General features: G+C 66.0%; 17 protein-coding genes. 7 read left to right on the top strand and 10 right to left on the bottom strand.

Annotated elements, in window-relative coordinates; genetic code table 11:
• Positions 1 to 2: 2 nt before the first annotated feature.
• Entirely contained in the window at positions 3 to 839 is an 837-nt protein-coding gene (locus D7325_RS02560) for a CsgG/HfaB family protein (protein ID WP_120993764.1), read from the top strand.
• A gap of 337 nt (positions 840 to 1,176) precedes the next feature.
• On the top strand, positions 1,177 to 2,160 hold the full coding sequence (locus tag D7325_RS02555; protein WP_162987989.1) for a hypothetical protein: 984 nt from the start codon (positions 1,177 to 1,179) through the stop codon (positions 2,158 to 2,160).
• Between the two features lie 590 nt (positions 2,161 to 2,750).
• Here the strand turns inward: D7325_RS02555 and D7325_RS02550 are convergent.
• The 3 genes from D7325_RS02550 to D7325_RS02540 all read right to left on the bottom strand — a co-directional run bounded on the left by D7325_RS02550 (position 2,751) and on the right by D7325_RS02540 (position 4,732).
• On the bottom strand, positions 2,751 to 3,578 hold the full coding sequence (locus tag D7325_RS02550) for an aldo/keto reductase (RefSeq protein ID WP_120993761.1): 828 nt from the start codon (positions 3,576 to 3,578) through the stop codon (positions 2,751 to 2,753).
• Positions 3,578 to 4,024 carry a VOC family protein gene (locus D7325_RS02545; protein ID WP_120993758.1) on the bottom strand — a complete coding sequence of 149 codons (447 nt, stop codon included), beginning with the start codon at positions 4,022 to 4,024 and terminating at the stop codon, positions 3,578 to 3,580. The genes D7325_RS02550 and D7325_RS02545 overlap by 1 nt, the downstream gene beginning before the upstream one ends.
• A 69-nt stretch (positions 4,025 to 4,093) precedes the next feature.
• A complete protein-coding gene (locus D7325_RS02540; RefSeq protein ID WP_120993756.1) occupies positions 4,094 to 4,732 on the bottom strand; it encodes a LysE family translocator in 639 nt (212 codons plus the stop codon).
• A 157-nt stretch (positions 4,733 to 4,889) separates the two neighbouring features.
• Here D7325_RS02540 and D7325_RS02535 point away from each other — a divergent pair, with 157 nt between their 5' ends.
• On the top strand, positions 4,890 to 5,144 hold the full coding sequence (locus D7325_RS02535) for a hypothetical protein (protein ID WP_120993754.1): 255 nt from the start codon (positions 4,890 to 4,892) through the stop codon (positions 5,142 to 5,144).
• 219 nt (positions 5,145 to 5,363) lie between these two features.
• Here D7325_RS02535 and malK read toward each other — a convergent pair whose 3' ends face one another.
• Both malK and D7325_RS02525 read right to left on the bottom strand, forming a co-directional pair.
• Entirely contained in the window at positions 5,364 to 6,479 is a 1,116-nt protein-coding gene (malK, locus tag D7325_RS02530; protein ID WP_120993752.1) for a maltose/maltodextrin ABC transporter ATP-binding protein MalK, read from the bottom strand.
• Positions 6,480 to 6,624: 145 nt separating this feature from the next.
• Positions 6,625 to 8,268: an alpha-glucosidase gene (locus tag D7325_RS02525; RefSeq protein WP_120993749.1), complete on the bottom strand. Its 1,644-nt coding sequence runs from the start codon at positions 8,266 to 8,268 to the stop codon at positions 6,625 to 6,627.
• Between the two features lie 333 nt (positions 8,269 to 8,601).
• Between D7325_RS02525 and D7325_RS02520 the strand changes: the two genes are divergently transcribed.
• Positions 8,602 to 9,285, top strand: coding sequence for a hypothetical protein (locus tag D7325_RS02520; RefSeq protein WP_120993748.1), 684 nt, complete (start codon positions 8,602 to 8,604; stop codon positions 9,283 to 9,285).
• A 333-nt stretch (positions 9,286 to 9,618) separates the two neighbouring features.
• Entirely contained in the window at positions 9,619 to 10,947 is a 1,329-nt protein-coding gene (locus tag D7325_RS02515) for a dicarboxylate/amino acid:cation symporter (RefSeq protein WP_120994117.1), read from the top strand.
• Between the two features lie 75 nt (positions 10,948 to 11,022).
• Here D7325_RS02515 and D7325_RS02510 read toward each other — a convergent pair whose 3' ends face one another.
• Entirely contained in the window at positions 11,023 to 11,352 is a 330-nt protein-coding gene (locus D7325_RS02510) for a hypothetical protein (RefSeq protein WP_120993746.1), read from the bottom strand.
• A gap of 327 nt (positions 11,353 to 11,679) precedes the next feature.
• On the opposite strand from D7325_RS02510, the gene D7325_RS02505 reads away from it, so the two are divergent.
• Positions 11,680 to 12,339: a single stranded DNA-binding domain-containing protein gene (locus D7325_RS02505; RefSeq protein ID WP_162987988.1), complete on the top strand. Its 660-nt coding sequence runs from the start codon at positions 11,680 to 11,682 to the stop codon at positions 12,337 to 12,339.
• A 66-nt stretch (positions 12,340 to 12,405) separates the two neighbouring features.
• Here the strand turns inward: D7325_RS02505 and D7325_RS02500 are convergent, their stop codons facing one another.
• The 4 genes from D7325_RS02500 to D7325_RS02490 form a co-directional block, all read right to left on the bottom strand.
• Entirely contained in the window at positions 12,406 to 12,726 is a 321-nt protein-coding gene (locus D7325_RS02500) for a hypothetical protein (protein ID WP_120993743.1), read from the bottom strand.
• 129 nt (positions 12,727 to 12,855) lie between these two features.
• A complete protein-coding gene (locus D7325_RS02495; RefSeq protein ID WP_120993741.1) occupies positions 12,856 to 13,404 on the bottom strand; it encodes a sugar O-acetyltransferase in 549 nt (182 codons plus the stop codon).
• Between the two features lie 89 nt (positions 13,405 to 13,493).
• Entirely contained in the window at positions 13,494 to 13,631 is a 138-nt protein-coding gene (locus tag D7325_RS19020; RefSeq protein WP_162987987.1) for a hypothetical protein, read from the bottom strand.
• Positions 13,632 to 13,714: 83 nt separating this feature from the next.
• A complete protein-coding gene (locus tag D7325_RS02490) occupies positions 13,715 to 14,776 on the bottom strand; it encodes an NAD(P)H-dependent flavin oxidoreductase (RefSeq protein WP_120993739.1) in 1,062 nt (353 codons plus the stop codon).
• A gap of 268 nt (positions 14,777 to 15,044) precedes the next feature.
• Between D7325_RS02490 and D7325_RS02485 the strand changes: the two genes are divergently transcribed.
• Positions 15,045 to 15,983, top strand: a complete 939-nt coding sequence (locus tag D7325_RS02485) for a DUF808 domain-containing protein (RefSeq protein WP_120993738.1) — start codon at positions 15,045 to 15,047, stop codon at positions 15,981 to 15,983.
• The last annotated feature ends 538 nt before the right edge of the window (positions 15,984 to 16,521 follow it).

Below are 16,521 nucleotides of genomic sequence, written 5' to 3'. Positions count from 1 at the left end.
ACATGAAACGGATCTTCCTGGCCGCCGCGCTTCTGGCTGGCCTGCAGGGCTGTGCCATCAAGGCACCGATGCCGGCCGACGAGCAGCAGCCCACCCTCACGCCACGCACCTCGACCTATGTCGATCTGCTGCAACTGCCCGAGCCCAGAGGCCGGCTGGTGGCGGCGGTCTACGGCTTTCGCGATCAGACCGGGCAGTACAAGCCCAACCCCGCCAGCTCCTTCTCCACCGCCGTGACCCAGGGCGCGGCGAGCATGCTGGTCGATGCCATGCAGGCCAGCGGCTGGTTCATCGTGCTCGAGCGCGAGGGCCTGCAGAACGTGCTGACCGAGCGCAAGATCATCCGCGCTTCGCAGGCCAAGCCGGACGTGGCGCCGAACATCGCCAGCGACCTGCCCTCGCTGATGGCCGCCAACCTGATCATGGAAGGCGCCATCGTCGCCTACGACACCAACATCCGCAGCGGCGGGCTCGGGGCGCGCTACCTCGGCATCGGCGCATCGCAGGAGTACCGCGTCGACCAGGTCACCGTGAACCTGCGCGCGGTCGATGTGCGCAGCGGCCAGGTGCTGGCCAACGTGATGACCAGCAAGACCATCTACTCCAACGGCATCAGCGCCAACGTCTACAAGTTCATCGAGTTCAAGGAGTTGCTCGAGGCCGAGGCCGGCTACACCACCAACGAACCCGCCCAGCTTTGCGTGCTCGCCGCCATCGAGTCGGCCGTCGGCCACCTCATCGCCCAGGGCATCGAGCGCCGCCTCTGGCAACCGGCCGAAGGCATCGCGCTGGAGCAGACCTCGCTGGGCAAGTTTCTGACTGCCGAGCCGCTGCACTGAGGCACTGCAAAACGGCCTGGCGAAAAATCGCGAATAGTCGCTCCGTTTCAATCCTTCGATGGATTTGCGGCCAACCGACCTTGGGCACGATGCCAGCATGGATCGAGCGTAAGGACGCGCAACGCGCCCGACCCGCCGGGCGCCTCCCCTCGCCTGGCGGGCGAGCCCTCTCCTCGCTCATCCACAGTCACCGGTGTACCGCACCGGCCCGACTGCTGGCGCCCCGGCAGCGTAACGAGTCGTGCGACCGAGACCGGCCAGAGCATGACGGTGCGATTGACTGCACCGGTAAGGAAGAAACGCAAACGACTGCATGAACCATCCACGGAGAGTGACCATGTTCACGTTCAAACCCCTCGCTGCCGCCATCCTGACCCTCCTGTCGGCCCAAGCCTTCGCCGACAACGACACCTCGATCCAGACCCAGACCGGTGACCAGAACGTCGCCACCGTCACCCAGTCCAACGGCCTATACAACACCGGCTACAACCTGGCCGAACAGGACCAGGCCGGCTTCGGCGGCACCGTCGAGATCTACCAGGAAACCGACTCCTACGCCGAAGCCACCCAGACCCAGACCGACTCCTCGAGCGACAGCACCCTGTATGCCAAGCAGTTCGCCACGGCCGGCAGCAGCTTCTCGCAGCAGGAGCAGACCGCAGGCTCGGGCAATTACGGCGAAGTCAGCCAGCAACACTCCACCAGCGTGTCGGCCAGCCAGTACCAGAGCGGTTCGAACAACTACGCGCTCATCGACCAGTACGGCGAAGACGGCAGCAGCGCCTCGATCGCGCAATACGGCGACAACAACGCCGCCACGGTCGCGCAAACCTCCCCGAGCGGCATCAACGCCAGCAACGACGTAGGCGTCGCGCAGCTCGGTTATGACAACCAGGCCGAAGTCACCCAGTACGAGTCGACCAACTCGAACGTCCAGCTCATCCAGGGCGGCGAGCTCAACACGGCGACCATTTCCCAACAGGGCGACGGCAACACCACCCTGTTCGGCCAGGGCGTCAGCGGCAACGAACTGACCGCCAGCCAGGAAGGCGACGGCAACCTGATCATCGGCGGCTCGATCGGCGTCGATAACCTCGCCGAGCTGTCCCAGTTGGGCGATGGCCATACTGCGCTGGTCGGCCAGTTGGGCATGGACAACGAGATCGCGCTCGACCAGCAAGGCGCCAATCAGTACGCCGAAGTCACACAGCTGGGCTACGACAACCTCGCGACCGTCACCCAGAACGACATGATGGCCAACCAGGCTTCGATCATGCAGGACGGCACCGGCAACCTCGCAACCGTCACCCAGGGCTACTAAGCCCTTGCGGGCCGTCGGCCTCCGCCGGCGGCCCGTCCCCTCCGATCTTCGTCGTGCCCACCCCCATCGCCAGCAAGCTGGCTCTTACAGGTCGGTGAACGCCCGTACCGGGTGGCAAAGCTCTTCGTGAATGGTGAACCTGGCTATCGCCCCTCCCGATCGCCAGCATGGCTCCTACAGGCTGGAACACCCGCACCGGTGACGGGCGGTAGGATGCATCCGCGAAGCAATGCACCGGTTTCGCCGTGGCGCAACGCCCGGCGGATTGTTCGCTGCGCTCCGGAATCCGCCCTACGGCCTCGGCGTTTCGCCGTGTTCTTCGTAAGAGCGAGCTTGCTCGCGATGATCCTGCGGCCAAGCCCGACACAATGGCCACGGCCACCGACCGCTAGATGTGTAAAGCCAGCACGTTATCGGGGCGGTAGGGATGCATTCGCAAAGCAATGCGCCGTGGCGCAACGCCCGGCGGATTGTTCGCTGCGCTCCGGAATCCGCCCTACGGCGTCGGCGTTTCGCCGTGTTCTTCGTAGGAGCGAGCTTGCTCGCGATCCTGCGGCCAAGCCCGACGCGATGACCACGGCCACCGACGGCTAGACCATGTGCAAGGGTTGCTTGCGGGCAGGTGGCGCGAAGGCCGTGTCGATGATCGCCAGCTCTTCTTCGCTCAGCGACAGCTCCGCCGCCGCGGCGTTGGCTCGCAGGTGCTCGTGTTCGACCGCCTTGGGAATGGCGATGACGCCCGGCTGGCGCAGCTCCCATGCCAGGGCTACCTGCGCCGGCGAGGCTCCCAGGCGCCGCGCCACGTCCAGCAGGGCCGGATGCCGAAGCAGGCGACCGCCCTCACCCACCGGACAGTACGCCATCACCGGCATGGCCCGCGCCTGACACCAGGGCAGCAGATCGAACTCGATGCCGCGCTCGGACGGGTTGTACAGCACCTGGTTGGTCGCGCAATCGTCAACCCGAGGCAGTGCCTCCATATCATCGACGTCGAAGTTCGACACGCCCCAGCGCAGGATCTTACCCTGCGCCTTCAGCCGCTCGAACGCCTCGACCGTCTCCTCGAGCGGATATTGCCCGCGCCAGTGCAACAGGTAGAGGTCGAGACGGTCGGTGCCCAGTCGGCGCAGGCTGCGCTCGCACGCCGCCGCCACCCCGTTGCGGCTGGCGTTGTGCGGGTAGACCTTGCTGACCAGGAAGACACGCTCGCGCCGCCCCGGCAGCGCCTTGCCGACGACCGTTTCGGCGCCACCTTCGGCGTACATCTCGGCGGTGTCGATCAGGGTCATGCCCAGCTCGATACCGAGTTGTAGCGCCGCCACTTCGCGAGCCGTTTCGGAGGGCCGTTCGCCCATGTGCCAGGTGCCCTGCCCGATGGCAGGCACCTCGGTGCCGTCGGTCAAGCGCAGGGTACGCATCAGACGTCCTCCGCGGCGGTCGTGTCCCAGGGGTCGTAGGTGCCGAACGTCCACAGGTGCCCTTCGAGGTCGCGACAGCTGAAACCACGGCCGCCGTAATCCTCGTTCTTCAGCTCGATGACGATATCGGCACCGGCGGCTTTCGCCTGGGTGTAGAGCGCATCGGCGCTGTTCACCACCACGTAGGTGCTCTGTGTCGAGCGCCCGCCGACATCGCCCGGCTGGACCATCTGCCGGCCGTAGTCCGAATCCCGAACCGGCCCGAGCATCAGCATGCCGCTACCGAAGACGAGCTGTGCATGAACGACGCCCTGCTGCGGGTCACGCACGACCTGCTGCGCCTCGAAGCCGAACGCGCGCGCCAGCCACTCGATGGCCACCTCCGGGTCGCGGTACAGCAGGCAGGGAATCAGGTTGGCGCGGGTGTGCTTGCTCAGCGTGGTCATGGCGGGTCCTCGTTGGCCGTTCGCGTCTACCGTGGGACAGGCCGAACGGCGGAATGATCGCTCGCGCGGTCAGAGTCGCTCGCTCAACCCCAGCCGGATGCCCATCGCGATGAGCAGCGAGCCCAGGGTTCGGTCGAGCCACTGCGCGATGCGCGGGTTGCCCTTGAGGGCCTGCCGGGTCCGGGCCGCCAGCAGCACCAGCACGCACTCGACGATGATCGCGACCAGCACCACCAACGCGCCGAGGATCATCAGTTGAAGCGGTACCGCGCCGTGATCAGGCCGCACGAACTGCGGCAGGAAGGCCATGAAGAAAATCGCCGCCTTGGGATTGAGCAGATCGACCAGCACACCTTGCCGATACGCCTGCCAGGCGCTGACCGGCTCGCGTGCGGGCTCCACATCCAGCGCCGAATGGCCACCCGCGGAGCGAAGCGCCTGAATGCCGAGATACAGCAGGTAGGCCGCCCCCACGTACTTGACCACCGTGAAGGCCAGCGCCGAGGTTGCGAGGATCGCGGAAATGCCCAGCGCCGCCGCCAACACATGCACCAGCGCACCGCTGCATACTCCCAGCGAGGCGATGACACCGATCCGCCGCCCGCCCGAGAGCGTGCGGGTCAGGACATAAAAGATATCGGGACCTGGTGACAGGTTGAGCGCCAGCGCCGCCGAGAAGAACACGACCCAAAACGCCGAATCCGCCATGACAGCCTCCCTATCCAGCAGCCGAAGAAATGACCAGGCGGATAACTGTAGTGCAGCCCAGGGTTGTTTGCCCGCTCGAAACCGAAGGGGTCCACAGTGCAGGCGGCTGCCCGACGTAGGGCGGATTCAGGAGCGCAGCGAACAATCCGCCAGGGGCATGCAACGCTTCGATGGGCTCGAGGCCTTGCAAGAAGCCCGGACCCACGGCGAAAACACCGGTGCATGGCTTCGCGAACGCACCCTGCGGGCGGAGGTCGGTGGCCTTGAAAAGCTTCGCCAGCAAGCTGGCTCCTACAAAAAAGCCTCGTGGCTCGGCGCATCGTCTGAAGCGCGCTCCGTCGCCTGCAAGAGCCAGCTTGCTGGCGATCGGTTGGTAGCCACCGACAGTCCGACCCTTGTGAAGCGCTCATAAATGTAATCGGGAGGGTGGGGCTTCAGCCCACCATTTCCAGCCGGGGCGACGAAACCCGGTGGGCTGAAGCCCACCCTACGCGTCACCATGGCAGGCAGCGGAGCGGAGCGGGAATGAACAAGGCGCCATAAAGATCCCGCCACGACCGCGATCACCGCCCTGAACCCAGCCCCTACGCCGGCTCTGACGATGACCGCGGTCGCGGCGGGAAACCCGGTGCTAGCCGTAGATCGCCGGCTCGCGGTAATGACGGGGGCAGGCCGCGCCGTCGGCGCGGAACAGGTGGCACTTGTTGGCCAGAAGCCCGGCCCGGTAGGTCTCGCCCTCGGCGACGCGGCGGTTGCCGTCGCTGCTGAGCGTGATCATGTCCGGCACGCCCTCGATGGTGAGGTAAAGCAGGTTGTGGTCGCCCAGGCGTTCGGCCACGGCGATCTCGCCGTGGAAGGTGAAGTCGGCCTCGTCGGGGTCGACGAAGTGCTCGGGGCGAACACCCAGCGTCAGCGTGTCGCCGGCATTGACCAGCGTGCCGTCGACCGGCACTTCCAGCTGCGAGCCGCTCGGCAGCTCGATGACCACCGACTCGGCGCTCGCGCGCACGGCGCGGACCGAGAGGAAGTTCATCTGCGGCGAGCCGATGAACCCCGCGACGAACTGGTTGGCCGGATAGTGATACAGGTGCAGCGGTTGCCCGACCTGCGCGATCTCGCCGGCATTGAGCACGACGATCTTGTCGGCCAGGGTCATGGCCTCCACCTGATCGTGGGTGACGTAGATCATCGTCGACTTGAGCCGCTGGTGCAGGCGGGAAATCTCGATGCGCATCTGCACCCGCAGGAAGGCATCGAGGTTCGACAGCGGCTCGTCGAACAGGAAGACCTTGGGCTCGCGCACCATGGTGCGGCCGATCGCCACGCGCTGGCGTTGCCCGCCGGAGAGGTCCTTGGGCTTGCGCTCGAGCAGCTTGTCGAGCTGCAGGATCGCCGCCGCGTCGTCGACACGCCGCTTGATCTCGCGCTTGTCGACGCCGGCGAGCTTCAGGCCGAAGCCCATGTTCTCGGCCACGCTCATGTGCGGATAGAGCGCATAGGACTGGAACACCATGCCCACCGACCGCTCCTTCGGCGGGCAGTCGTTGACCCGCTGGCCGTCGATCAGCAGGTCGCCGGAGGTGATGTCTTCGAGCCCGGCGATCAGCCGCAACAGGGTCGACTTGCCGCAGCCGGAGGGGCCGACGAAGACGACGAACTCGCCGTCTTCGATATCCAGGTCGATGTGCCGCGTGATCGGCGTGCCGTCATAACTCTTGCAGATGTCGCGCAGGGTGACGCTGGCCATTGTTGTTCTCCCCGAGGCGTTGCCACGCGCCTCGATGTTCCTTGACTGGCGGGCACGGCCCGCATGACTCGATGCCTCGGACCGGCAGGCCGGGGCAAGCCAGGATAGGCCGCCTGGCCTGCCGGTTCCACCGCAGGCGCTGGCGTTAAGACCCGCTGGCCTGGCCGACGATCCGTGCGTAGCCGAAGCCGTGCGCCGGCAGGCGAACGCCCTCGGCGCTGATCTCGGCCAGGCTGCCCGGCACGCCGGTCAGCGGCTCGACCGCGACCGGCAGGCTGTAGCGGCGCTCGGCGCTGCTCATGTTGAACATGCACAGCCAGGCCTGATCGCCGAGCCGGCGCTCGAACACCAGCAGCGCTTCGTCGTCGTAGAGCATGCGGATGTCGCCTTCGATCAGCAGCGGCTGGCGGCCGCGCCAGTCGATGAAGCGGCGGTAGGTGTTGAGCATCGAATCCGGGTCGACTTCCTGCGCGGCGACCGACAGCGACCGGTGCGAGTCGTCCACCGGCAACCACGGCTGGCTACCGGTGAAGCCGGCGTGGGTGGCCTCGCTGACCCAGGGCATCGGCGTGCGGCACCCGTCGCGCCCCTTGAATTCGGGCCAGAAGTTGATGCCGTACGGATCGACCAGGTCCTCGTAGCGCAGCTCGGCCTCGGTCAGCCCCAGCTCCTCGCCCTGATACAGGCAGACGCTGCCGCGCAACGACAGCAGCAGCGCCATCAGCATGCGACCGCGCGCCGGATCGGGCCGGCCATCGAGCGCCCAGCGGCTCATCACGCGCACCACGTCGTGGTTGCCCATCGACCAGCACGACCAGCCATCGGCCAGTTCCCGCTCGATGCTTTCGACCGTATGACGGATGTAGGCCGGGCTGCACTGCTCGGTCAGCAGGTCGAAGGAGTACGCCATGTGCAGCGTGTCGCCGCCGGAGGTGTAGGCGGCCATCGTCTTGAGCGAATCGTCGCAGCCGATCTCTGCGACCGTCGCGCTGCCCGGATAGCGCTCCAGCAGCGCCCGCAGGCGACGCAGGAAGCCGATGTTCTCCGGCTGCGTCTTGTCGTAGACGTGGCACTGATAGGCGTAGGGATTGTCGACGCGCACGCCGATGCTGCCTTCGCGCACCTGCATGTTCGGCGGGTTGTCGCGCAGCTGCTTGTCGTGGAAGTAGAAATTCGCCGCGTCGAGGCGGAAGCCGTCCACGCCCCGCTGGAGCCAGAACTCCATGTCATCCAGCACCTGCTGCTGCACCGCTTCGCAATGGAAGTTCAGGTCGGGCTGGCTGGAAAGGAAGTTGTGCAGGTAGTACTGCTTGCGGCGGCTGTCCCAGGTCCAGGCGGACCCGCCGAACACTGACAGCCAGTTGTTCGGCACGGTGCCGTCCGGCTTGGCATCGGCCCACACGTACCAGTCGGCCTTGGGGTTGTCGCGGCTCGAGCGGCTTTCCTTGAACCAGGCGTGCTGGTCGGAGGAATGGTTGAGCACCTGGTCGATCAGGATCTTCAGGCCCCGCTCGTGGGCCGCGGCGATCAGGCGGTCGAAGTCGTCCAGCGTGCCGAACAGCGGATCGACATCGCGGTAATCGGCCACGTCGTAGCCGAAATCCTTCATCGGCGAGGTGAAGAACGGCGACAGCCAGATCGCGTCGACCTTGAGGCTGGCGATGTAGTCCAGCTTGTGCAGCACGCCCGCCAGATCACCGACGCCATCGCCATTGCTGTCGAAGAAGCTGCGGGGGTAGACCTGATAGATCACGCCGCCACGCCACCAGTTTTGAAGATGCTCGGTCATACCGCGAACCCTTGAAGTGAGGGGAAAACACGGCGCCACTCTAGGGAGCGCCCCGGGCCGAAACATCCTCCGCCCCCTTCTTTGTCGAGGCGTACGGGGCAGGCGTAGTGCGGGGGCGCAGGGGGACGTAGGCGCGACGAGCTGCCGCACCCGGCGCTGGCTTGCCGGCATGGACGGTCGAAACAGCGCCCCGAATGGCAGAACGTTGGCCGGCGATGAGGCTTCTACTGAACAGGCCATCTGCGCGCAGAACATCGCGCCAAGTGGGTGAGCTGCCTGGGGCGACCGCCAGCCGGTCGCGCTTCTTGTCGCACAGCAACAGAGGAATGACCCATGAGCACGTTCAAGAACACCTTCATCACCGCCCTCGCCTCGTTCGTCGCCGCGCCGGCGCTGGCCGCCGACGCCAAGCAGGAGAACCAACAGGCACAGCAGGAACCCAAGCCCTACAGCCAACCCGACGGCAACTGGGTCGGCATCAGCGGCACCGTCGAGTCGGCCGGGACCGAGTCCTTCGTGCTGGATTACGGCGACGGCTCCATCGTCGTGGAAATGGACGACTGGGACTGGTACCCCGAAGGCAGCAAGCTGCTGTCCGGTGACCAGGTCACGGTCTTCGGCAACATCGACGACAGCCTATTCGAGCTGACCAAGATCGAAGCCGGCGCCGTCTACGTCGAAAGCCTGAACAGCTACTTCTTCGCCAGCCCGGCCGACGAAGAGGAGCCCTGGCACAGCACGCTGGTCTACCTGCCCACCGCACAATCACTCGTGCAGGGCACCGTCGCGTCGATCGATGGCCGCGACCTGAAGCTCGACACCGGTGACGGCACCCTCACCGTCGACACCGAGACGCTGAGCTACAACCCGCTCGACGACGAGGGCTACCAGCAGATCGAAGTCGGCGACCGCATCAGCGCGGTCGGCGCGATGGACCCGGACTTCTTCGGCGGCCGCGAATTCAAGGCCCAAGCGATCACCACCCTGTCCGAAGACACGAACGAACAGGCCGGCTGAGCGCCTTTCACGTAGTCCCCACTCGGCCAGCGTGGCCGACGCCCGGGCAGGTCCCGGGCTTCTTTTTGCCCGCGTCTGCGAGGCGGATTTCCGCCCGCGCCCCATCGCCTCGCCAACCCCATCTGGCGTATCCCCGCCAGCCTTCGGTGCCAAGACCGCCCGATCAGCCGCCCGGCAGCCCGCGCCCTGCGGGGCCTGCGCGCCGTTTCGCCCCGGCATGGCATGTCGCTTGCTCTTCCACCGCCTGCTAACAGGTGTGCAGCCGCGTCCAACGCGCCGGCTGCATGTGTCACAGGCCAACCCGCGTTCGCGGGCCAGGAGAACAATTAGATGATGCCCTCCGCACAGACGCTCGAACTCTCGACCGTTGCCAAGCCACCCTTCTATCGGACGCTGTATTTCCAGGTGCTGCTGGCGATCGCCATCGGCGTGCTGATCGGCCACTTCTACCCGGACGTCGGCGCCTCGCTCAAACCGCTCGGCGATGCCTTCGTCAAGCTGATCAAGATGGCCATCGCGCCCATCATCTTCTGCACCGTGGTCACCGGCATCGCCGGCATGCAGAGCATGAAGGCCGTGGGCAAGACCGGCGGCTACGCGCTGCTGTACTTCGAGATCGTCTCGTCGATCGCGCTGATCATCGGCCTGGTGATCGTCAACCTGGTGCAGCCCGGCGCCGGCATGCACGTCGACCCGGCGAGCCTCGATGCCAGCAGCATCGCCGCCTACGCCTCGGCCGGCGAGAAGCAGAGCACCATCGAGTTCCTGATGAACATCATCCCGGCCACGGTGGTCGGGGCCTTCGCGCAGGGCGAAATCCTCCAGGTGCTGTTCTTCTCCGTGCTGTTCGGCTACGCCCTGCACCGCCTGGGCGAGCGCGGCCGGCCGATGTTCCAGTTCATCGAGCAGACCTCGCACATCTTCTTCAACATCATCAACGTGATCATGAAGGTCGCCCCGATCGGCGCCTTCGGTGCGATGGCCTTCACCATTGGCAAGTACGGTGTCGGTTCGCTGGTGCAGCTCGGCCAGCTGATGCTGTGCTTCTACGTCACCTGCGTGCTGTTCGTGCTGGTCGTGCTGGGCGGCATCGCGCGGGCGCACGGCTTCAGCGTCGTCAAGTTCATCCGCTACATCCGCGAGGAACTGCTGATCGTGCTCGGCACCTCTTCTTCGGAGTCGGCCCTGCCGCGCATGCTGACGAAGATGGAGAAGCTCGGCGCGCAGAAGTCGGTGGTCGGCCTGGTGATTCCGACCGGCTACTCGTTCAACCTCGACGGCACCTCGATCTACCTGACGATGGCCGCCGTCTTCATCGCCCAGGCCACCGACACGCCCATGACGCTGATGCAGCAGATCACCCTGCTGCTGGTGCTGCTGGTCACCTCCAAGGGCGCTGCGGGCGTGACCGGCAGTGGCTTCATCGTCCTGGCGGCCACCCTGTCGGCGGTCGGCGAGCTGCCGGTCGCCGGGCTTGCGCTGATCCTCGGCATCGACCGCTTCATGTCCGAAGCCCGTGCGCTGACCAACCTCATCGGCAACGGCGTGGCGTCCATCGTCGTCGCCAAGTGGTGCGACCAGCTCGATGAAAGCGTGCTGCACGAGGAGCTGAACAAGGGGCCGGAAGCGACTGAACTGGCCGAGGCGCGGGAAACCGCCTGACGCCGGCTCCGATCGAATGAAAAAGGCCGCCCATCGAGGGCGGCCTTTTCGTTCGGGCTACCGTGTCGCTAACGGTCAGACATCGAAGATGCCGCCATCACCGATGTCGTCCTCGAACAGCTCGTACTCTTCGTCGTTCCAGTCGCCACTGTTGTCGACGTCATAGCTCTCGTACAACCCCTGGCTGTACTCGTCGTCCGAAACCATGCCATCGCCGTCCTCGTCCCAGGACGTCATCAGGTTTTCATCATCGAAGCCGGCGTCCCACTCGCTGTAGTCAAGAACCCCGGAAGAATCCGCGTCCCAATCGTGGAACAGATCGTCATCGGCGAAGGCCGGTGCGGCGATGGCCACGGTCGAAGCCAGTGCGATACCACCCAGTACGGTTTGCAGTTTGGTTTTCATGTGCTTCTCCTCTGTACGTTGATCGGTTTTACGTCACCACCAGAGGATGGCGCTGACATAGGTCTAGAAGTCAGGCGGCCGCCAAGGGTTTCGCAGGATGGACCAATGGTCGCTCAGGCGGGATGAGCGGCACCCGGAAACAAAACGTAAACCATTGATTCAAAAAAGGAATAACCGAAGGGTCGATTTTCCTGAACGTTTCGGGCGCCCAGGGCTTCTACCGAGTAAGGCACCTGCCGAACAGGCTCCGATACAGGGCAGTTGCCGTTCACGGGCGTCGAACCCCGGTTCGCCGTCGATCGCAACCACCATCGAGAGGACGACCCCATGACACCAATGAAGAAGACCCTGCTGGCCCTGGCCACCACCGCCCCGCTGATCGCCCAACCCGCGCTGGCGGCGGACACCACGCCCAACCCCTACAGCCTGCACGACAGCACCTGGGTCGGCATCGGCGGCACCGTCGAATCCGCCGGCCCGGAATCCTTCGTGCTCGATTACGGCGATGGCCATGTGATCGTCGAGATGGACGACTGGGACTGGTACGCCGAGGGTCGCAAGCTGCTGCAAGGCGACCAGGTGACCGTCTACGGCGATGTCGACGACGATCTCTACGAGCTGACCTCCATCGAAGCCAACGCCGTTTACGTCAAAGGCCTGAACAGCTTCTTCTTCGCCAGCGCCGCTGACGAAGAAACGCCTTGGCGCACCGCGACCTTCCTGCCGACCTCGCAGGCGACCCTGCAGGGCACGGTGCAGGACATCAAGGACCGCGAGATCATCCTCGACACCGGCGATGGCACGCTCACCATCAATACCCTGACGCTGGGCTACAACCCCTTCGATGCCGACGGCTACCAGCGCATCGAGGTCGGCGACACCATCCGCGTGACCGGCCAGATGGATCGCGCCTTCTTCGGCAACCGCGAATTCAATGCCGAACTGATGACCTCGCTCACGCCGCAGGACGACGAGGCCGCCAGCTGATCGGGCGCCAGCGTCGTCAAACGAAAAGACCGCCTCGCAGGCGGTCTTTTCGTTCCATCGGCCCGCTCAGGTGCGGTACAGGCCGTTGGCCTGCAACGAGTCCCGCTCGAAGGTGCGGTACTCGTCGTCCTTCCAGTCGCCGCTCTCGTCGGCGTCGTACGCGCGGTAGATGTTCTCGCCAAACTCCTTGTCGGAGATGAAGTTGTCGCCGTTGTCGTCCCACTTCTTCACCAGGCTCTCTTCATCGAAGCCGGCATCCCATTCCTGGTAGCTCAGTCCGCCCGACTTGTCGGTGTCCCAGGCGTCGAAGTCACTCGCCATCGCCGGGGCTGCAAAGGCACCGGCAAGGACCAACGAGCACACTGCGGTTTGCCATGTCGCTTTCATCTGCTTTCTCCTCTGTCTGTCGAAAGGTTCGTCACCACCAGAGGATTGGCGCTGACAAAGGTCTCGACAGCAGGCGCCGGCAAATAGCTGAGACCAGAAGACGCATGGCACACCGATCGGACGGACGCGCTAACGCACCCGCGCCGGATTGCCCAGCGCCGTGGCGCCGGCCGGCACGTCGCGCGTGACCACCGCCCCGGCGCCGATCACGGCGTTGTCGCCGATGGTGACGCCCGGCAGGATGATCGCCCCGCCGCCGATCCAGACATGCTCGCCAATGACCACCGGCCGGCCGAACTCGACCCCGGTCCGCCGCGTTTCGGCGTCGCGCGGATGGTCGGCCGTGTAGATCTGCACCGCCGGGCCGATCTGGGTGCCGGCACCGATGCGCACCTCGACCACGTCGAGAATCACGCAGTTGAAGTTGAGGAACACCCCGTCGCCGAGGTGGATGTTGTAGCCGTAGTCGCAATGGAACGGCGGCCGGATCACCGCGTCCGCACCGACCGAGCCGAGCCGCTCGGCCAGCAGCGCCCGTCGTTCCCCGGCTGGCAGCGCCAGCGCGGCGTTGTAGCGGGTCATCCACTGCTTGGCCGCCAGCTGGTCGGCCTGAATTTCGGGATCGCCGGCGTGGTAGAGCTCGCCGGCCAGCATCTTCTGCTTCTCGGTCTGGGTCATGAGTGGTCTCCGTCGAAGGGAAACCAGCCTGCCACAACGCACCGCCCGTGCGCGTCCTCCCCCGACCCGCGCCGGGGGAGGACCGCCGATCAGGCGCTCATCCGCGCCGTCACGTGCCTAAGCTGACCCGACAACTCATGCAGGTGCGTGCTGGTCTGGATCGCACTCACCGCACCCTCGGCACCGGTTTGCAGCAGGTCAATTTTCTGGTGGGTCTCGGCGTTCAAGGCGGCCCGCACTGGGCAGGCTGCGTACCTTGCAGGCCACACCGGTTCTTGGTCGACAACGCATGCTTGAGCGCCCCGGATGATCAGGCCTTGGCTGCGGCCAGCTCGGCAACCAGCGTGGCCACCAGCTGTGCGGCGGGCATCTCGCGCGCCAGCGGGGCACCCTGCCCGGCCCATTCGACGGCGAAATCGCTGCACCCGGCCGCCGAGGCCGCGGCGACCAGTGCCTTGGTCGCATCGTAGGCGATCGGGTAATCGGGCAGCGGTGCGTCCAGCGCGCCGACCTCGTCGAACAGGCGATTGGGCATGCCGCGCGCCGGCCGGCCCGACACCACCGTCGCCACCTGGGTACGGCTGGCCCGCTCCCCCTTGAGCGCGGCGCGGTAATGCGCGCTCGCCGACGACTCGGGGCAGAGGATGAACGCGGTGCCCATCTGCACCCCGGCCGCGCCGAGCGCCCGGGCGGCCGCGATGCCCTGCCCGTCCATGATGCCGCCAGCGGCGATGACCGGCAGGCGACTGCGCTCGGCCAGCAGCCGAACCAGCGCCAGCGTGCCGAGCGCCCGGTCGCCCCGCTCGGGCTCGAACACGCCGCGGTGTCCGCCTGCCTCGATCCCCTGCGCCACCAGCGCATCGACGCCCGCCGCCTCGGCCAGCGCGGCTTCCGCGGGCGTCGTCACGCAGGCGAGCAGCACGCAGCCGGCGCCCTTCAGCGCGTCGACCCATGCCTTGGGCGGCAACCCGAAGTGAAGGCTCACCACCTTCGGCCGCAGGTCGAGCAGCGTGTCCAGCATCGCCGGGTCGTCGTTGAAGCTGCGATAGATCTCGCGCAACGCCGCGGGCGGCTCGGCCCCGAATTCGGCGAACAAGGGCGCCAACGCCCGCAACCAGGCGGCCTCTCGCGCCGGATCGGCGATGGCCGGTCGATGGCAGAACAGGTTGACGTTGAACGGCCGCGCCGTCAGCGCCCGGGTGGCCTCGATCATCTGCCGGGCCTGTTCCGGCGTCGACGCGCCGATACCGATGGACCCCAGCGCGCCGGCATTCGAAACGGCGGCCGCCAGCGCCGGGGTGGAAACGCCCACCATCGGCGCCTGGATGATCGGGTGCTCGATGCCGAGCAAAGGGGTGATGGGCTGTCGCATGGGTCGGTCCTCGTCATCGCCTGGAGCTGCCATGCTAACGCCTGGCGTGGCGCTCGCTCGCGCGCGTTGCCAACGATTGCACCCGGACGAACGCCCGCTTGCGTGCGCCGGGTCGCATCGGCCCATCGCGGGGGAGCCGATGGCCGAGCGTTGCCGGTATCGTCCGGCTCCGCGGCGCCAGCGCAGGATGCCTGTTCGTCCGAACGACCGATCCAAGCCGGCTGCCGATGGTCCATCCCAGTAATCCACCCGATTCAAGGAACCGCCCATGGCCGGTAGCAGCCTGCTCACGCTGATCGACGACATCGCCTCCCTGCTCGACGACATTTCCCTGATGACCAAGGTCGCGGCCAAGAAAACCGCCGGCGTGCTGGGCGACGACCTGGCGCTGAACGCCCAGCAGGTCACCGGCGTGCGCGCCGACCGCGAGCTGCCGGTGGTCTGGGCGGTGTGCAAGGGCTCGATGATCAACAAGGCGATCCTGGTGCCCGCGGCGCTCGCGATCAGCGCCATCATCCCCTGGGCCGTGACGCCGCTGCTCATGCTCGGCGGCGCCTTCCTCTGCTACGAGGGCGTGGAAAAGCTCATGCACAAGTTCGCCCATCACGACGAAGAAGAGGCCGAGCACGCCCAGCACAAGCAGCGCGTCGCCGACCCGGCGGTGGACCTCGTCGCGCTGGAGCGCGGCAAGATCAAAGGCGCCGTGCGCACCGACTTCATCCTCTCGGCGGAAATCATCGCCATCACCCTGGGCAGCGTTGCCGGTGCCCCCTTCGGCCAGCAGGTCGCGGTGCTGTGCCTGATCGCCCTGGCCATGACGGTCGGCGTGTACGGACTGGTCGCCGGGATCGTCAAGCTCGACGACGCCGGCCTCTACCTCAGCCGCAAGACCGGCGCGGTCGCGGCCATCGGCAACGGCATCCTGCGCCTCGCCCCGTGGCTGATGAAGAGCCTGTCGGTGATCGGCACGGCGGCGATGTTCCTCGTCGGCGGCGGCATCCTCACCCACGGCATCGCCTGGTTGCATCACCTGATCGAAGACTCCACCGAAGCGGTGAGCGCCCTGCCCGGCGTCGGGCTGTTCGCGGCAGTCGTCCCGATGCTGCTGAACGCCATCACCGGAATCATCGCCGGCGCGATCATCGTGGCGGTGGTGATGGGGGTGAGGAAGGTGCTGCCCAAGGGGAAGGGGAAAGCGGCGCATTGAGCGGTGCTGGGGGTATCTCGCTCAAGCTTCGAGCGCCACGCTTTTTTTTGCATGGCCTGCCCGCTTGCATCCGGTCATGGATGCCGAATCTGAGGCGTCTTTGTAGGAGCCAGGGGGACGCCTAGTCTTTGCTGGCGAAGCTTTTGGTTTTACGGCACCTCGACTGGGCATTTGAACGCCGCGCTTTCCGCGCCCGGCCTTCAGGTTGCACCCCGCACGGCGCGAAATGTTTTTGTAGGAGCCCGCTTGCGGGCGATGCTCTTGTCTTTTGGCTTCACGATCGGAAGTTTCGGACGCCGCACTTTCCTCGGCCCGGACGATAGATTGCGCCCTGCACGGCGCTAAGCGTTGAAGAACTTGTAGGAGCCCGATTGCGGGCGATGCTTTTGCTTCTGTTTCTTGGCGTCTCGCTGAGGTTTTTTGGCCGCAGCGCTTTCCTCGGCCCGAACTACAGATTGCGCCTTGCACGGCGCGTCACTTTCTCTTGTCTCGCCAAGAGAAAGTAACCAAAGAGAAGGCGACCCCTGCATCCGGCCCC

This window comes from Stutzerimonas urumqiensis (assembly GCF_003640395.1).
GTDB lineage: Bacteria > Pseudomonadota > Gammaproteobacteria > Pseudomonadales > Pseudomonadaceae > Stutzerimonas > Stutzerimonas urumqiensis.
Note: the sequence above shows the minus strand (reverse complement) of the source record. Positions and strands in the feature narration are given on the sequence as shown.